The 16,552-nt window shown below is 50.0% G+C and carries 13 protein-coding genes and 1 pseudogene; 7 read left to right on the forward strand and 7 right to left on the reverse strand.

Annotation, left to right across the window (positions count from 1 at the left end):
* The first annotated feature begins 54 nt into the window (after positions 1-54).
* The gene (locus tag CPY98_RS17905; RefSeq protein ID WP_096388540.1) at positions 55-2,034 is read left to right on the forward strand and encodes a TonB-dependent siderophore receptor; all 1,980 of its coding nucleotides are present in this window, start codon (positions 55-57) and stop codon (positions 2,032-2,034) included.
* A gap of 73 nt (positions 2,035-2,107) precedes the next feature.
* Entirely contained in the window at positions 2,108-2,752 is a 645-nt protein-coding gene (locus CPY98_RS17910) for an MOSC domain-containing protein (RefSeq protein ID WP_096388541.1), read from the forward strand.
* A gap of 37 nt (positions 2,753-2,789) precedes the next feature.
* Here CPY98_RS17910 and CPY98_RS17915 read toward each other — a convergent pair whose 3' ends face one another.
* Both CPY98_RS17915 and CPY98_RS17920 read right to left on the reverse strand, forming a co-directional pair.
* Positions 2,790-3,716 carry an alpha/beta hydrolase gene (locus tag CPY98_RS17915; protein WP_096388542.1) on the reverse strand — a complete coding sequence of 309 codons (927 nt, stop codon included), beginning with the start codon at positions 3,714-3,716 and terminating at the stop codon, positions 2,790-2,792.
* Between the two features lie 16 nt (positions 3,717-3,732).
* On the reverse strand, positions 3,733-4,659 hold the full coding sequence (locus CPY98_RS17920) for a LysR substrate-binding domain-containing protein (RefSeq protein ID WP_043489102.1): 927 nt from the start codon (positions 4,657-4,659) through the stop codon (positions 3,733-3,735).
* 98 nt (positions 4,660-4,757) lie between these two features.
* Here CPY98_RS17920 and CPY98_RS17925 point away from each other — a divergent pair, with 98 nt between their 5' ends.
* Positions 4,758-5,534, forward strand: a complete 777-nt coding sequence (locus CPY98_RS17925) for an NAD(P)H-dependent oxidoreductase (protein ID WP_096388543.1) — start codon at positions 4,758-4,760, stop codon at positions 5,532-5,534.
* An 83-nt stretch (positions 5,535-5,617) separates the two neighbouring features.
* Here the strand turns inward: CPY98_RS17925 and nadS are convergent, their stop codons facing one another.
* Entirely contained in the window at positions 5,618-5,914 is a 297-nt protein-coding gene (gene nadS / locus CPY98_RS17930; protein WP_096388544.1) for a NadS family protein, read from the reverse strand.
* Between the two features lie 377 nt (positions 5,915-6,291).
* Here nadS and CPY98_RS17935 point away from each other — a divergent pair, with 377 nt between their 5' ends.
* Complete coding sequence (locus CPY98_RS17935) at positions 6,292-6,615, forward strand: hypothetical protein (protein ID WP_096388545.1); 324 nt, start codon at positions 6,292-6,294, stop codon at positions 6,613-6,615.
* A 65-nt stretch (positions 6,616-6,680) separates the two neighbouring features.
* Here CPY98_RS17935 and CPY98_RS17940 read toward each other — a convergent pair whose 3' ends face one another.
* The 3 genes from CPY98_RS17940 to CPY98_RS17950 form a co-directional block, all read right to left on the reverse strand.
* Positions 6,681-7,805 carry a cupin domain-containing protein gene (locus CPY98_RS17940; protein WP_043489096.1) on the reverse strand — a complete coding sequence of 375 codons (1,125 nt, stop codon included), beginning with the start codon at positions 7,803-7,805 and terminating at the stop codon, positions 6,681-6,683.
* Between the two features lie 197 nt (positions 7,806-8,002).
* Positions 8,003-9,880 carry a bifunctional glutathionylspermidine amidase/synthase gene (gene gss, locus CPY98_RS17945; RefSeq protein WP_043489094.1) on the reverse strand — a complete coding sequence of 626 codons (1,878 nt, stop codon included), beginning with the start codon at positions 9,878-9,880 and terminating at the stop codon, positions 8,003-8,005.
* 324 nt (positions 9,881-10,204) lie between these two features.
* Complete coding sequence (locus CPY98_RS17950; RefSeq protein WP_096388776.1) at positions 10,205-11,710, reverse strand: PLP-dependent aminotransferase family protein; 1,506 nt, start codon at positions 11,708-11,710, stop codon at positions 10,205-10,207.
* A 189-nt stretch (positions 11,711-11,899) separates the two neighbouring features.
* Here CPY98_RS17950 and torC point away from each other — a divergent pair, with 189 nt between their 5' ends.
* The 3 genes from torC to torD are packed head-to-tail and all read left to right on the forward strand — an operon-like array spanning position 11,900 to position 16,213.
* Positions 11,900-13,033, forward strand: a complete 1,134-nt coding sequence (gene torC / locus CPY98_RS17955) for a pentaheme c-type cytochrome TorC (protein WP_096388546.1) — start codon at positions 11,900-11,902, stop codon at positions 13,031-13,033.
* A gap of 14 nt (positions 13,034-13,047) precedes the next feature.
* Positions 13,048-15,564: a trimethylamine-N-oxide reductase TorA gene (gene torA, locus CPY98_RS17960; protein WP_096388547.1), complete on the forward strand. Its 2,517-nt coding sequence runs from the start codon at positions 13,048-13,050 to the stop codon at positions 15,562-15,564.
* Entirely contained in the window at positions 15,551-16,213 is a 663-nt protein-coding gene (torD, locus tag CPY98_RS17965; protein WP_096388548.1) for a molecular chaperone TorD, read from the forward strand. The genes torA and torD overlap by 14 nt, the downstream gene beginning before the upstream one ends.
* A gap of 216 nt (positions 16,214-16,429) precedes the next feature.
* Here torD and CPY98_RS17970 read toward each other — a convergent pair.
* Positions 16,430-16,534 (reverse strand): annotated as a pseudogene (locus CPY98_RS17970) (restriction endonuclease); the annotation flags it as partial.
* Positions 16,535-16,552 lie beyond the last annotated feature (18 nt).

Genomic DNA, 16,552 nt, shown 5'->3' on the forward strand with positions numbered 1-16,552 from the left:
AATCGACACCACAAGCGTTATATAAAAATAAACATATCGATCCTGGGGATAATGATGAAAATGAGAAAAACAACTTTATGTACGGCAATAACTCTATGCATGTCAGGCGGCATTGCCATGGACGTTCAGGCTGCCGATGACGATGATGTCATGACCGTTTGGAGTAGTCCGGTGGCAAACACCAGCGAGATCCTCACACAAGACACCATCACCAAACTTGATAAGCGCAACGTCGCCGATGCTCTCAGCGTGGTTCCCGGCGTATCCTTGCAAAAATCGGGCGGACGTAACGAATTACAGGTTCGCGTTCGTGGGTTCGATAACCGACAGGTTCCCGTTTTTTATGATGGCGTCCCGATCTACGTTCCCTATGACGGCAATTTGGATTTAGGTCGCTTCCTCACATCAAATTTGGCTTCGTTGGAAGTTTCGAAAGGCTACACCTCTCTGCTGCAAGGCCCCAACCAAATGGGGGGCTCAATCAACCTCACCACGACAAAACCTAAAAAAGATTTAGAAGGTAACATTAGCTACCGTCAAGGATGGGCGCGCGGCAAAGACAATGCTTTTGACACCAACGCCTCGCTGGGTATGAAAGGCGATTTAGGCTATCTACAGATCAGCGGCAGCGAGCTAAAACAACGATTTGTAGGCTTGCCAGACAGCGTAGATAACCGCACCGCAGGCACCGACGGCAAGCGCACTAATTCAAAATCTGACGATAAACGTGGAATTGTGAAGCTCGGTTTTACCCCACGCGAAAATGATGAATACACCTTTACCTATATCAAACAGGATGGTGAAAAAGAGAACCCACCGTATGCCGGAACCAGCGATCAAAAACCGAAATATTGGCAGTGGCCGGAATACGATAAAGAAAGTTATTACTATCAGGGAACCACCAAGCTCGGCGATATCTTTACCCTTAAAAGCCGAGCCTATCGAGATACCTTTAAAAACACCCTGCTGATGTACAACTCACTGAGCGATCTGAAAAATAAAAAAGACAGCTACAGCCACTATGACGATTACACCGATGGCGCAGGCCTCCAGCTATCGGCCGATATGCGCGAGCGTGACCAGCTTTCGTTCGCCGCTCATTGGAAAGAAGACGTTCACCGCGAGCAGGGATATCGCAATGCACCTTACGATCGTTACAAAGATCGCACATGGTCGCTCTCTAGCGAATACCAATGGGCTGTCGACGATCAGTGGGACGTCGTGGCTGGAATAAGCTACGACTGGCGAGATAGCCTTGAAGGGATGAAGCACGAAAAAGACGGCTCGATTACCCACTACGACAGCAATAATCAAAACGCCTTCAACTGGCAGGCCATGACGAAATATCACTTCGACAACCGTGATGATATTGCGCTCTCGGTTTCCGATCGCAGCCGTTTCCCTACGCTGAAAGAGCGCTACACCACATCTCGCCCCGCGTTCGGACAGGTGGCCTTGGTCAATCCAAACCTCAAAGCCGAGCGCGCTCGCAGTATCGACCTCACCTATACCGGCTATCTCAGCGAAAATTGGGGGTATGAAGCGAGCGTTTATTACAACCGCATTAGCGACGCCATTCTCACGCAAAACATCGATGCCAATACGGTGCAAAACCGCAATAGCGGACGCGTTGACTACACCGGCCTCGATTTAGGTGTTAACGGACTGATTCTGAACGAAGTAAAAGTGGGCCTCAGCTACAGCCTGATTCATAGCGATGTTAAGGACAAAGACGTTGGTAAAGTGACCGGACTACCGACTCAAACGGTCATGGGCTGGGTTACTTATACGCCATGGCAACCGCTCAGCCTTACCCTTTCTGAAGAAGCCCGTTCTTCAAGCTACAGCAACAGCGATGGCAGCCAAAAAGCGGGCGGATTTGCCGTAACCAATGTGCGGGCAGATTACGAGATTGCAAAAGGCCTCAGCGTTAACGCCTCGGTGAATAACGTGTTCGATACCGCTTATGCTTATACCGAAGGTTTCGTCGAAGAAGGACGTAACTACTGGGCGGGCATCGAATATAAATTCTAAGTAATCCCCCCGTATAAGCGCGGGGGTTTAACGGTATTTATATCCAACAAGATAATGGATATAGGAGTAATAAATGAACGCACAGCAACCGCTCGCCACTCTCGATGTGATTTTATGCAACCAGCGCCAAGCCGATGGAACACAGCTAAAAAAACCGGCCAACGGGCGCGTTCATGTAGGCACCCACGGAATTGAAACCGAAGCGGGACACCAAGAGCATTTTGATGATCCTGAATGCGCCGTCATGAACTATGCGCTTGAGCATTATGATTTTTGGCGCTCACACTATCCGGCTCAGGCTGAGCTATTTAAAACCCCCGGAATTTTTGGCGAGAACTTTGCCACCCGCGGGATCACCGAACACACCATCTGCATTGGCGATACCTTCAGCGTTGGCACAGCACGGCTACAAATTTCTTGGGGAAGAGTGGCCTGTAACACCATGGCAGGTCGCTTAAATGACCCAAACGCGCCGGAGCTTATGCATCAGCAATCACGCAACGGCTGGTTCTATCGCGTTCTACAGCCGGGGGAAGTTCAGGCCGGTAATGCCATCATGCTGGTTGAGCGCCCTCATGCCGATTGGCCGCTGAGCCGCGTGCAAAATATCATCTTCAACCCCAACGCATCTGCCAGCGATCTGGACGCGCTGAGCAAGCTGGATTTACTGGCCGCAATCTGGAAAAACGAAGCTAAAGCAAGATTAGACAGCATGTAGCGTCGCGCAATGGTACAGCCGTGTGCTGTACCACTGTTCAATTAAACTGTAAGCGCTCAGTTTGAAGCTGAGCGGCAATATCGCTCATCACATTGCGCGCCGTTTGGCTAACGCCACCGAGCTGGAAAAATCCGTGGATCACGCCAAGATAGCGTTGCGCACTACAGCTTACGCCCTGCTCGGTAAGACGTGCGAACAGCGCCTCGCCTTCATCGCATAGCGGATCGTATTCAGCGGTAATAATGTGCGTTGGCGGCAGACCGGAGAAATCACTGCGCCATAGCGGGCTGACGTCAGGATGCTTAAGATCGATGTCTGGGAAATAAGCTTCGTAGCCGCTGAGCAGCGTGTCGCGGGTAATAATATAGTCGTCGCCGTTGCGCTGATAGCTATCAAAAGAGGCCGTCGCATCCAGCATTGGGTAAATCAGCAAGAGCTTATGCGGCAACCAACGGCTCTCATCGCGCAGACGCAGCGCCGTGATTAACGCAATATGCCCGCCCGCGCTGTCGCCCGCCAACGTAATTTGCTCGCGATCCACGCCTAAAAAATCGGCGTGCTGCCACACAAGCATTGCCGCATGATGCGCATCATCGTGCGCCGCAGGATAGACGTGCTCCGGTGCCAAGCGATATTGCATGGCAATCACTCGGCATCCGCTGTGATAGGCCAACTGCCGCAGCTGCTTTTCATGCGTGGCAAAACCACCGCTGACAAAACAGCCGCCGTGGTAATAAATCACCGTTGGCCTATTTCCATGTGCTCCCTGCGGGGAAACCACGCGCAGCGTCATCCCTTCAAGACTCACGTCGCGCACATCCACGCGCATCTCTTTTTCGCCCGCCAATATCGTGCTGGCCACATACCCCGCTCGCCGCTCGGCAACGGTTTGGCGACGAGGCGATGGCCGTCCTGCCGCAATGAAATCGTTCACCAGTTCAGCGATTGCAGGTTCTAAAGGCATATCTATATCCTTGATATTATTGATTCTGAGCCGTGATGAGTGCGGCACTCTGTACCTGTTCGACGATAAAATCTCGCAGCCAGCGGTGAGCAGGATCGCGATGAGATCGCTCATGCCACAGCATCGACATTTCATATCCAGCAATGGGCATCGGCGGCTCAATATATTGCAGTTCGGGACTAGCGATGGCTAAGCGCAAAGGCAGCATCGCCACTAAATCCGTGCTCGCAAGCACCGACTTCACAAACAGAAAATGCGGCACCGACAGCACCACTCGGCGCGTAAGCCCCGCCTGCGCTAAAGCCTCATCGGTCACACCGCAAAAACCACCGCCGCTGGGCGACACAATAACATGCTCTAAATCGCAAAACTGCGCAGGGGTTAGAGCCTGTGACAGCTGTGGATGCTTTCGCCGCCCAGCCAGCACATAACGTTCAGAAAAGAGCTTTTTTAGATGAAGTTCCGGTGCGGCTTCATCGCTTACGTGAAAGGCAATATCGATTTCGCCCTGCTCAAGCTGTTTAGCAATTTTAGCGGGCGCCAGTTCAATGACCGATAACCGCGTATTGGGCGCCACGGCGCGTAAGCCGATTAAAACCGGCAAAACAACCGTGGACTCACCGTAGTCGGCGGCAGAAACCGTCCAATCATTTTGCGCCGTTGCGGGCTCAAACGGTTTGGTCGGCGCAACAACACCTTCTAATGCATTCAATGCCTGCCGCAGCGGTTCGCGCAGTGCCTCAGCTTTCGCCGTTGGCAACATGCCTCGTGGCCCCGGCAGCAACAAAGGATCGTCAAAAATATCGCGCAGTTTAGACAGATGCACGCTGATTGAAGGCTGAGAAAAATTAAGCTTTTCAGCAACACGCGTCACATTGTGCTCGGTCAGCAACGCATCGAGCGTCACCAACAAGTTCAGATCCAGCCGACGAAGATTACTCATAGTAATACCTGAGATATCAGAAATTCATTTCTCATGAATATGACAAAATTCTACCCTGCTATCTCTTTATTTTTGAGATAACGACTGAGATAGCCACAATGAAAGTACTTCTTGTTTATGCCCATCCCGAACCTAAATCACTGAACGGTTCATTAAAAAACTTTACCATCCAACACCTGCAAAATGCGGGGCATGAAGTACAGATTTCAGACTTATACGCTATGGACTGGAAAGCAGCGTTAGACGCAAATGACAGCAAAAATCGACTTGATGAAACCTATTTCGATGCTTCTCTCGACTCACAGCACGCGTTCACAAACGGCCTACAAAGCGATGATATTGCCCTTGAACAGAGCAAGCTACTGTGGGCTGATACGGTTATTTTCCAGTTCCCACTGTGGTGGTTTTCTATGCCCGCCATCATGAAAGGCTGGGTGGAACGCGTATACGCCTATGGTTTTGCCTATGGCGTGGGCGAACATAATGATAGCCATTGGGGCGACCGCTACGGCGAAGGCACACTGGCAGGCAAACGCGCTATGCTGATGGTCACCGCCGGTGGCTGGCAGCCACATTACAGCGCACGCGGTATTAATGGCCCAATCGACGATATTTTGTTCCCTATCCACCACGGTATCTTGCACTACCCGGGATTCGACGTACTACCGCCATTTGTGATTTACCACACCAGCAAGGTTAACCCAGACAGCTATGCAACAATCTGTGAAAAATTAGGCCAGCGCCTCGATACTTTATGGAGCACAGCGCCCATCGCTTTCCGCCAGCAAAACGGCGGTGATTACACGATCCCAGAACTAACGCTGAAACCCGATATCGCCCCCGAATTAACCGGCTTTGCGGCGCATATTAAATAACGGTAGAGATGACTAAGGGCTGCGGGGGATGCGGCCCTTGAAGGGATTAATTATCCATTTGGCGTTCGAAGGCTTGATGAAACCTAAATAGCTCTCAGTGTTTGAACTACTTTCGGATTTCTTTCTATTAGACATAGCATTCTTAGCGCTATACCACTCGGCACTCGGCGATTTAGTTCCCAGCTTTGTATCGTTGCTGAGCTCGCCCCAATCATTTTTGCAAACTCAGCCTGATTCAGGCCGATACTTTTGCGAATTGATTTCACATCTGGGATCGCGTGGCGGTGTACATTTTCTGGATTTACTGCCGTCTCACCCTTTTCGATAGCAACCATTTCATTAATGCTGCTAAGCAAATCATTAAACAATTTTTTTTCCATAAATGAGCTCTCCTTATAGGCAACTATTATGAACCACTTTGCTTAGGCTTTTCTCCTCGTTTCTTGCGAACACGATTCCATATTTAACTACAAATTCCTGTAAATCCATCCAGCCTATTTCATTGGCAAAATCTCAGGCATATATTCATCTGGCTGCGGCAAAATCCGTAGCTAGGCTTGGAACCCTAAAACTTTTAGCCCTGAAAAAGCTTGTACTTTTTCAGCACCGACGTGCACACTTCATTTGGTGGCGCAGGTGGGGAAACCGCAAGGTTAACCGGGTGCTAGAGGCCGGGGTTCCAAACCTGCCTGTGCCATCACCAAACTTTGGAACCTTTGGTAATGGCGATAAATAAACTCTAGTAGGAAATATCGTCATGAACTTATTAAACCAAGCGCCAAGCGACAACTCCATCACCGTTTTCCGTTCCCTGATTTCCGATTTGTCATTCGAACAGTTCAGCGACACGCAGCTGTACGATCTCAGCGGAATTGCCGCCGAATCAGCTGAAGGGCTGTGTCATGGGTTATTGTATTTGAGTGAATCACTAGAAAGTGGAAACCAAATTCCCCAAGAAAGTCTTGGGCAGATTGGCGCATGGCTGAAAGCCTCTGCACACGTGATTCCAGTGATGTTCGAACTGTATGAACAGGCCAACAACCGCCTATTTCAAATGAAAAATGCGGATAGTGCTGAATAGCAGATAGAAAAAAGGGATAGCCATCGCTATCCCTTTTAGAATGATTTGAGTATCAAGGAAAACGATTAATACTCATCAAAATACCAATAGCCCTGATTCACTAAATCAGTCAGCTCAGCCACAAAGGCCGGATTGTTCAGCGCATCACCCAGCTCTTTTTTGCCTACGCTGGTGTAACGACACAGCGCATCGGCGGCTTTTGGTTCAACCGCTTTCATTGGTTCGCTGTTAACAAAGAAGCTATCGCCAATGTTCAGCACGCGCAGACCGCTTAAGCGGGTTAAAACTTCGTCGCCCAGCAGCGCATCAAGAATTTCATCAGGCTCATAAGCCGGTTCCGCAGGCGCGATATCCAGTTCATGACGCGGCGTAGTCGCAAAACGACCCAGCCACTGTTTGAAATCTTCTGGCTGATTCAGCATCTCGATCATCATCCCGCGCAGGCGGTCAACTTCATAATCTTCAATGCGGCCCACGTGATCGCGGCAGGTCAAATCAGGATCGCTGTAGTGCTCGCCACCCAGATCGTTTTCCAGCGCATAGTCAGCAAAGCTGCTGATTAAATCTCTGCCGTTTGGCCCACGGAAGCCAACGGAGTAGTTCATCGCGGTTTCATGGGTGAAACCATCGTGCGGGAAGCCCGGTGGAATATACAAAATATCGCCCGGCTCGAGATCTTCATCGATGATTGGTTCGAACGGATCAACGTGCAACAGCGCTGGATGTGGACAGAACTGACGCATCGGCAATTTATCGCCCACGCGCCAACGACGGCTGCCCATACCTTGAATGATAAAGACATCGTACTGATCGATATGTGGCCCAACGCCGCCGCCCGGCACGGAGAAGGAAATCATCAGATCGTCTAAACGCCAGTCCGGCAACACACGGAACGGACGTACCAGCTCAGCAGATGGCGCATGCCAGTGGTTAACGGCCTGAGCCAGTAACGACCAGCCGGTTTCGCCCAAGCCATCAAAATCTTCGAAAGGCCCGTTGCTGGCCTGCCACTCACCATTTTTATGGCTAACCAAACGGCTATCGACTTCCGGCTCCATCGCCAAACCCGCCAGCTCATCCGGCGTGATAGGATCAACAAAGTTCGGGAAGGCATTTTTTAATACAACTGGCTGTTTTTGCCAGTATTTTTCAAGAAATTCGGGCCAGTTAAGATTGAGTTGATAAGCCATGCTTTCACACCAGTGAGAAGAAAAACGGGCTCGATTATAAAGAAGCTAAGCGTGGGGCTGCCTTGTCATTGGTCAAGGATAATGTTGAATAAGTCGAGAGGGGAAATCAGTTAAGCGTTGCTTAACTGATCGCATAACGAAAAACGGCGCGCCACACACAGGTATGGCACGCCGATAACGTCAGTTTTTAGCGTTAATTAGCGGATAAAATCTTTATCATCAATCACCCGCAGCGGATCGATATCGCTTTCTTTCTTAATCACTAAGCCCGTCTCTGAACGCACGCATACACCGCCGTAATGACCGCCAACGGTAAACGCACACAGCTGAATATAACGCCCCGCCACTTCAGGCAGACACCACAGCTGCTGGTAGATATTTTTCTGTTCGGAGAACTTACCGGAAGTTTCATCCAGCACCTGATCTTCATGGCTGATCAAACCGATGTTGTTACCGCAGCGTCCAGCAATCGGTTTCACCGCATAGCCGCTTTGCTCCAGCTCTGCGTTTAACTCAAAGTCAGCGTCTAACAGATAACGATGGTGCGGGAACAGCGACCATAGCACCGGCAAAATAGCTTTATTGCTTGGGATCACCGTCCACAGCGGCTCAAAGACCATCACTTCAGGACGAAGCAACACGTCGATCAAGCGAACGCTGTTTTCCGGATGTCCGGTACGAATGGGCAGCGCCGAGTGCTCCGCTTCGCTCTCTTCACGCAGCTGATCGAGCGCGGTTTCCCATGCCCACGTTTTCCACACACAGTTTACAGGGCGATGATCGCCATCTACCAACTGACCAGACGCATCCCAGTGCAGCTCGTCTAAACCGTGCAGAATTTTGCTTTCAAAACCGGCTTTAGCTAATGCGCGCTGCATAAACTGCGCGTGATAGCTCTCTTCAGCATCATGATCTTGCAGGATATGAACGAATGGGCTGGCGTCGCTGTGCTTCCAGGTATTCGCCAACGCATCCAGCAAATGCTCACCCGGATCGCCGCCGAGAACGTCTCCGGCCTGCTCAGCCCATTGGCCTAGAATCAGCCCTGTTTCAGCGTGGCACGACGCGGAATCCGCGTTGTATTCATAGACTTTAAGCCCGCGCTCATCCATACAGAAATCAAGACGACCAGTGATCATATGATGACGACGACGCTGCCAAGACAGACGCAGACGCGGCCACAGCGCTTCAGGGATATCAAACAGTGCTAGCAGATTGTCATCTTTCAGCACTTTATCCGTGGCATGCAGATACATCAGATGCAGCTCATTGGTGGCACGAATAAGCTCTTGTTCCGCGCTGCGTGAGATTGTGAAATAGCGGTAAGGATCGGCGTTTAGCGTATGACCGCCGTTGGCCTGCACGTAGGTATGCTGCAACGGATCCTGCTCGTTCAACCAAGCGCCGCTAAACTGGCCGCGATTTTCTACGCGCTCGCTGTGGATAGCCAGATACGGCGCAGGGATCTGCGGCTGCGGCAGGCTAAAACTATCGTCAGCGGTTTGGGTCATCCAGCCCAATATTTCGGTGTCGTCGAAGGTATCCTGAATCACGTATTTGCCGTCTTGGCACACCAGTGGCAATTCACGCGTCCACTGCTGCCCTGCGGGCAACGGATGGTGGATCACGTTCTGCTCAGCTACGCGGATGCGGTCTTCCAACACTTGGGTGATAATCGCGACGTGCCCCGTATGCTCAAACTCACCGCCCTGCTGCCAAATCAGCAAAGAACCCGCCACCGGCAAGCGCTCGCAGCCGTTGGCAAATGCCTGTAGCGGCAGAATATTATCGTTCACGACCTGACGCAGATAGCGCAGCGAAAAAATATCGTAGGCCATACGCACGTCGGTAAACACGGTGCCGTAGTTGAGATAAAGGAAGCGGCGGGCAAACTCGACGCACTGCCACTTATACCCCATGTACTCTTTGTCCAGATAGTGACGGAATGCCGCATCATCCATCTGGTCAAGGTTTTCAAGGGAGTCATAATCCGAGGAGTAAATCGCTACGCCACCGGGGGCATAACCTAACAACGTACCGAAAGGGGCATGTTTTTCGAGCGTGTTCACACACATAGCGAGAGCCTTACGCGAATTTCACTGTTGCAGTAACAGTTGGGGAAAGATCTATCTTAAAACTTTTTCTAATGCGGATCACACTTCTCCGCGGGTTAAATGTTTCGATACTCTTAAATAGAACGTATCAATAATAGCAGTGAGACGCTATTTCGACTCTCACAAGGTAGGTGAGGATTAGCGAGCACCCTATGAACACGGTCATATTGGCTCGTCGTTGGCGGGTATCCTTGATTCTCTATCGCCAAGCACGAATATTTTTTCACCGATACAAAAACTAGCACTCGTAAGCATATTTTTTATGTTTATCTGAGACTTATTTCCTTAAGCAACGGCATTTATTGACACCCCTTCGGCCCGTAGGCTATTCATTTCCTGCTCAATAACGGTAAGTACTTTTTGTAACTGCTGTAAATTCAAACTTCCAAACCCAAAGAGTATCACCGACTGGTTATTCATTTGCTGCCATAGACATTCAGAGCCATTAGCCATCTCATTTAACGTGTCAAAGCGCACACCTGCGCGCAAACAACGCTGGCGTAACGTTTGAATAAACTCAACGGAAAGCGGTGTGATTAGCGTTAAGTGTAACCCTGCCGCATGTCCCCATATTTTCCCTTCAGGAAACAAACGTAGTAAACCTTCGTGTAATAAGCGCTGACGTTCTTCATAAACACAGGATAATTTACTTAAATGGGTATAAAAAACCTGATTATGCATAAACTCAGCGAGGAACTGCTGGAATAACCAGTTACTCCCACTGTTATTTAGCGCCTTCATACTTTGCACCGATTCAAGAATCGAATCTGGGCAAACCAGATATCCTAAACGAATACCCGGCCCCAGAGTTTTGGAAAACGTTCCGGCATAGATAACCCGGTCACAACTGTCCATCGACTTCAGCGCAGGTAGCGGCTTTTCCTCCCATGAGAAAACGGCATCATAATCATCCTCGATGATATAAGCCCCTACGCGTTGTGCCCAAAGTAATAATTTTTTTCTCCGAGAGAGTGAAAGCTTGCTCCCCAGCGGATACTGATGTGAAGGAGTGACATAACAAAGTTGGGTTGAACACTCAGGCATTCGGGAAACACATATCCCTTGCTCATCGACATCTACCGCGGTGACCTGTGCACCGTAATAATTGAACGAATGCCAGGCTCCTGAATAACATGGCGATTCTGTGACTATATGGCAACGTGAAAGATTGATTCTGGCCTGATTAAGTACGAAAAGCTGAGTTAATAACGACAGCCCTTCCTGTGTACCATTTGTGATAATAATATTTTCCGGCTGGGTATTAATTGCGCGCGACAAGCGTAAATAGCGCACAATCTCCTGACGCAGAGAAAGCAATCCTTGCGGAGAGTGATAGCGCGTTGCTAATTGCTCTTTGAGGTATGAAGGGGCGTTATTCCATTTCCGCCAGCTTGACCAAGGGAACGCATTAGGATCGGGAATACTCATCCGACAATAAAGCTCAGCCGTTGGCTGGTTATATAAATCCCCCGGAACCTCCGCGGCGATTAACCCAGTTGGTTCAGGCCCTATGGAATAAGGTATTTCCTGAAGCGCCATCTCTATGGGTCTATCAAATATGACCTGATAACCAATACCCGGACGGCTTTTAATATAGCCGCCAGATATCAATTTTTCATACGCGAGCACGACCGTAATTCGCGCTATCTGTAATTTTCCAGCCAACATACGTATGGATGGCAGCATATCGCCCGCGACACATTCACCAAGCGTGATTGCTTGATAATAGTATTGGAAGATTTGTGATTGCAGAGGCATACCACAGGTTTTATCAAGCTCGATATCCCATATCAAAATAACCTACCTCTTAGAGACTGCCAGAATCAATTTGCACACTCTACGTCAACATCCCAGATCAGTATTTGACGCTACGCATGCTGAGCCAGCTGGCCCTATGACACACCGCGGCCGTATCTAATGCGTCCGATCGTTTCTCCTTTAATTTAACGGCAAAATTACAAGAATTGAGGCAACTTGATAATGTCGTTGATACGCAAAAAATCACTCTGGCTAGTTGCTGCCGGGGCACTCGCTATGTTGGTCGTTATCTGGGGAGGCTGGCAGGGAGTCCACCAAACCAGCTCAACAGAATTCTGTTTGTCCTGCCATACCATGAGTACGGTGGGTCAGGAATATGAGCAAAGCATTCATTTTAAAAACGCCTCGGGCGTAAGGGCCGAATGTAAGGATTGCCATATCCCACCGGGCGTTATCCCCACGCTGGTGCGCAAAACGGAAGCGCTAAACGATATCTATCACGAATTTATCTCCCCTTCGATTGATACGCCTGAGAAGTTCCAAAGCAAACGCGCGGAGCTTGCGCAGCGGGAATGGACAAGGATGACCGAGAACCGCTCTGCCGCCTGCAAATCCTGCCATAGCTATGGCGCGATGGATCACACAAAACAGTCATCCAACGCCGCGATGCAAATGACGCCAGCGGCACTGAAAGACAGTAACTGTATTGATTGCCATAAGGGAATTGCGCACCACAAGCCGAATATGAGCAATGGTTTCCGGGTCCAGTATGAAAAGCTGCAGCGGCAAAGTGCATCCTTACCAGACGAGAGCACGCTGTATACCTTAGGTGAAAAAGCCATCACCGCCACAGCTTCATCTCCGGCCGGAAAAGCCCTTTTGATGCCAGCGACTCAGGTTACCGTACTGAAAAAACTCGATGATCAGGTAGAGATCCAGATCGTTGGCTGGCGCGAAAGCGTGGGACGTGGCCGCGTGATAACGCAATATCCGGGTAAACGGGTATTTGCCGCCGTGCTAGATCCATCATTGCTACCAGCAGTAAAAATTCTGAAGACCCAGATTGATCCAGACTCTCATCAGGAATGGCAGCAAATTAGCGTTGTTGCCTGGACATCTTCAGAAGGATTCTCAGCCAGCATTGAACCCGTTTGGCAATATGCCGACCAGATGTTCCAGTCCACCTGTAGCGCCTGTCACAGCGTTCCTCCAACGACCCGTTTTAATGCCAATGGTTGGATTGCAGGATTAAAAGCGATGTCAGCCTACTATCGCCTGACATCACAGGAGGAGCGCACCTTGCTGAAGTATCTGCAAACCCACGCCAATGACACCACTGACAACCCGACTCATTAAAACGAGGAACTGACATGGAACTTAATGATTTCAAACTATCCCGTCGCCGGTTTATGACAGGTGTTCTGGCTACGGGCGCGGCAAGTATTCTGGCCCCCAACCCTCTGATCGGCAAGGTCTGGGCCGCCGGAGAAATGCCTGAGCAATGGCTCCAGTCGGGATCGCACTTTGGCGCTTTTGAAGCCAAAGTGGTTAACGGCGAATGGATAGAAACCCGCCCTTTCAAACACGACAAATATCCATGCGACATGCTCAACGCCGTGCGGGAAATCGTTTACAACCCTTCCAGAGTGCGTTACCCGATGGTGCGTTTAGACTGGCTACGCCAACGCGAAAAATCTGACCGCAGCCAGCGTGGCGATAATCGTTTTGTTCGCGTGAGCTGGGATCAGGCGTTAGATTTGGTGTATCAGGAACTTGAGCGAGTACAAAAAGAGACTGGCTCATCCGGTGTGTTCACCGGGCTAGCGGACTGGCAGATGATCGGTAAACTGCATAAAGCAGGTGGTGCCATGGACCGTGGGCTGGGTCTGCACGGCAGCTATGTCACCACGGTGGGGGATTATTCGGCTGCGGCAGCCCAGGTCATTCTGCCCCACGTGATGGGATCGCTGGAAGTGTATGAGCAACAAACCTCACTCCCGCTGGTCATTGAAAACACCAATACCATCGTACTCTGGGGCTGCGATCCGATCAAAAACCTACAAATCGAATACCTGGTTCCCGATCATCAGCCATTTGATTATTGGCAACAGATTAAAGAGCGCGTGGCACAGGGTAAAATGCGTGTTATCAGCGTCGATCCTGTGCGCAGTAAAACGCAGAACTATCTAGGCTGTGAGCAATTAGCGCTCAACCCACAGACTGACGTCGCACTGATGTTAGGCGTGGCTTGGACGCTGTATCAAGAAAAGCTCTATGACTCTGCATTCATCAAAGATTACTGCGTGGGCTTTGAACAGTTCCTTCCCTACCTGTTAGGAGAGCACGATAACCAGCCTAAAAATCCTGAATGGGCAGCAAAAATATGCGGGCTGAGCGCTGAAAACATTCGTGATTTCGCCCGGTTGCTGGTCAAAGGGCGAACTCAGTTTATGGGGGGCTGGTGTGCACAACGTATGCATCACGGGGAACAATACCCCTGGATGCTGGTGGTGCTAGCCAGCATGGTAGGACAAATTGGCCTACCGGGCGGCGGCGTGGGATTTGGCTGGCATTACAATGGCGGTGGTACCGTAACCTCTCTTGGGCCTGTGTTATCCGGTTTGGGCAGTATTAACAATCCCCCAGCCCCGATCCATGCCGCCGACTTCCGAGGTGCTTCAGAACAGATCCCTGTTTCGCGTATCGTCGATTGCCTACTTTCACCGGGAAAAAAGGTCGAGTTCAACGGTACAACCATTACCTATCCCGACATTAAAATGGCTATTTATAGTGCGGCCAACCCCTTCCACGCACAGCAGGATCGCAACCGTATGATCGAGGCGTGGAAAAAACTAGAAACTGTGGTAGTGCTGGATCATCAGTGGACGGCGTCGTGTCGTTTTGCCGATATCGTACTCCCCGTCACCACACGTTATGAACGAAACGATATCGAGCAATTTGGTACACACTCCAATAAAGGGCTGATGGCGATTCGTCAGATCGTGAAACCGCAATATGAAGCTCGTCATGACTTTGATGTATTCACTGATTTATGTAAACGCTTTGGTCGTGATGAGGTGTACAGCGAAAAACGCAGTGAGATGGAATGGATAAAAGCCATTTATGAAGAAGGTGTTACGCAGGGGGCCGCCATCGGTGTAACCATGCCTGATTTTGACACCTTCTGGAATGGTGAAGGTTATATTGAATATCCAGCGGGTAAGCCCTGGGTACGCCACGGCGATTTTCGCGATCAGCCCGATCTCAACCCGTTAGGAACCCCGTCTGGCCTGATTGAAATCTACAGCAAAACTATTGCCGACTTTCATTACCAAGATTGCCCTGGGCACCCAGTATGGATGGAGCCTTTTGAACGTAACCACGGAGGCCACGGTGCTGAGCAGCATCCTTTACATCTGCAATCGTGTCATCCCGACAAGCGCCTGCATTCACAAATTTGCTCAAGCGATAGCTTTCGTAAAACCTACACCGTCGCAAATCGCGAGCCGCTATATATCAGTCCGGAAGATGCTAAAACCCGAGGGCTCAAAAACGGTGATGTTGCGCGCGTATTTAACGCTCGCGGACAGGTTCTGGCAGGCGTAGTAATAAGCCCAGATTATGCACCGGGCGTGGTTCGTATTCACGAAGGGGCATGGTATTCCCCGAAGGAAGGCGGCAAGAGCGGCACATTATGTACCTATGGTGATCCGAATGTCCTGAGCGCAGATATTGGCACATCCAGCCTGTCGCAAGGCCCCTCTGCCCACACCGCGCTAGTGCAGGTAGAACGTTACAAGGGCGAACTGCCTAACGTGACAGGATTTGGAGGGCCGCATGAAATACAACTCACCACCGGTAAAGAGGAAACTCATGCCACTGCTTAATGAGATGGCCCGGCAACGGGCCAGTATTTATCGCTGGTTCGCTCAAATTCTTTATCAGGAACTGACTGAAGAGGCACTCATCCATATGCGGGATAACGATACTCAGGCGCGACTTAGGGCGCTGAAGTCTATTCCAGAACTGTGGTTGGACGTACAACAGTTCCAGCTCCGTCTACGCACGGCATTAAAACGCAAAGATCGCCAGCTTGAGCTCGCTGCGGATTTCGCTTCATTGTTTTTAATTCCCCCTCCTGCTGGCGTTTCACCTTATGCGGGACACTACCCGCACACCACCTCGCATGAAGCGCGCAAAATCATGCAGCAATGGCTGGTTCGTTATGAGCTTGCACCACAAAACAACGAAGCCCCCGATCATCTCGCCATCCAGCTCGCGCTAATGGAGGTTCTGATAACAAAAAACAGCGATACGGCAGAAGGATTAGAACAACAGAGCCAATTCCTAAAACAACATCTTTTAAGCTGGTTACCCTATTTTTCTCAACGCTGCGGCCAGCGTGATAGCTTCGGTTTTTACGCTACAGCAATTAGGGTGATGGTCTGCTTCATTAAGCAAGATGCTCAATGGATTGAGGATTATTTAGAGGCAGTGAAAATAGCCCAGACGCCTGATGCCAGTCACGTAAGCTGACCGGCATGATCTTTAAATGACTTGATTTTCAGACTATTGCGAAGGTCGGACTCGAACATACCAATCAACAATCTGATTTCAATATGATTTATTATTAACACTTATAGTTTGTACCCGCACTTGTACCCACAAACGAAAATTCGTATAAAAATCAGACACTGCCCGCGGGTACAGAGCCATATCAGAACAATACCAATATGGCGGCCAAGACAAGAACTAAGCAGGTAAGAATGTTTTCTTCAGAGGAAACAAAAGTTTGGTCTCAATATCAACTTGCTCATAGTTCTCAACAAGCGTCCGGACAAGGTCTTCAAGCGTCCAGTGTAGTGGTCAACTAAC

It is taken from the genome of Hafnia sp. CBA7124 (assembly GCF_002355555.1).
Taxonomy (GTDB): Bacteria; Pseudomonadota; Gammaproteobacteria; order Enterobacterales; family Enterobacteriaceae; genus Hafnia; species Hafnia alvei.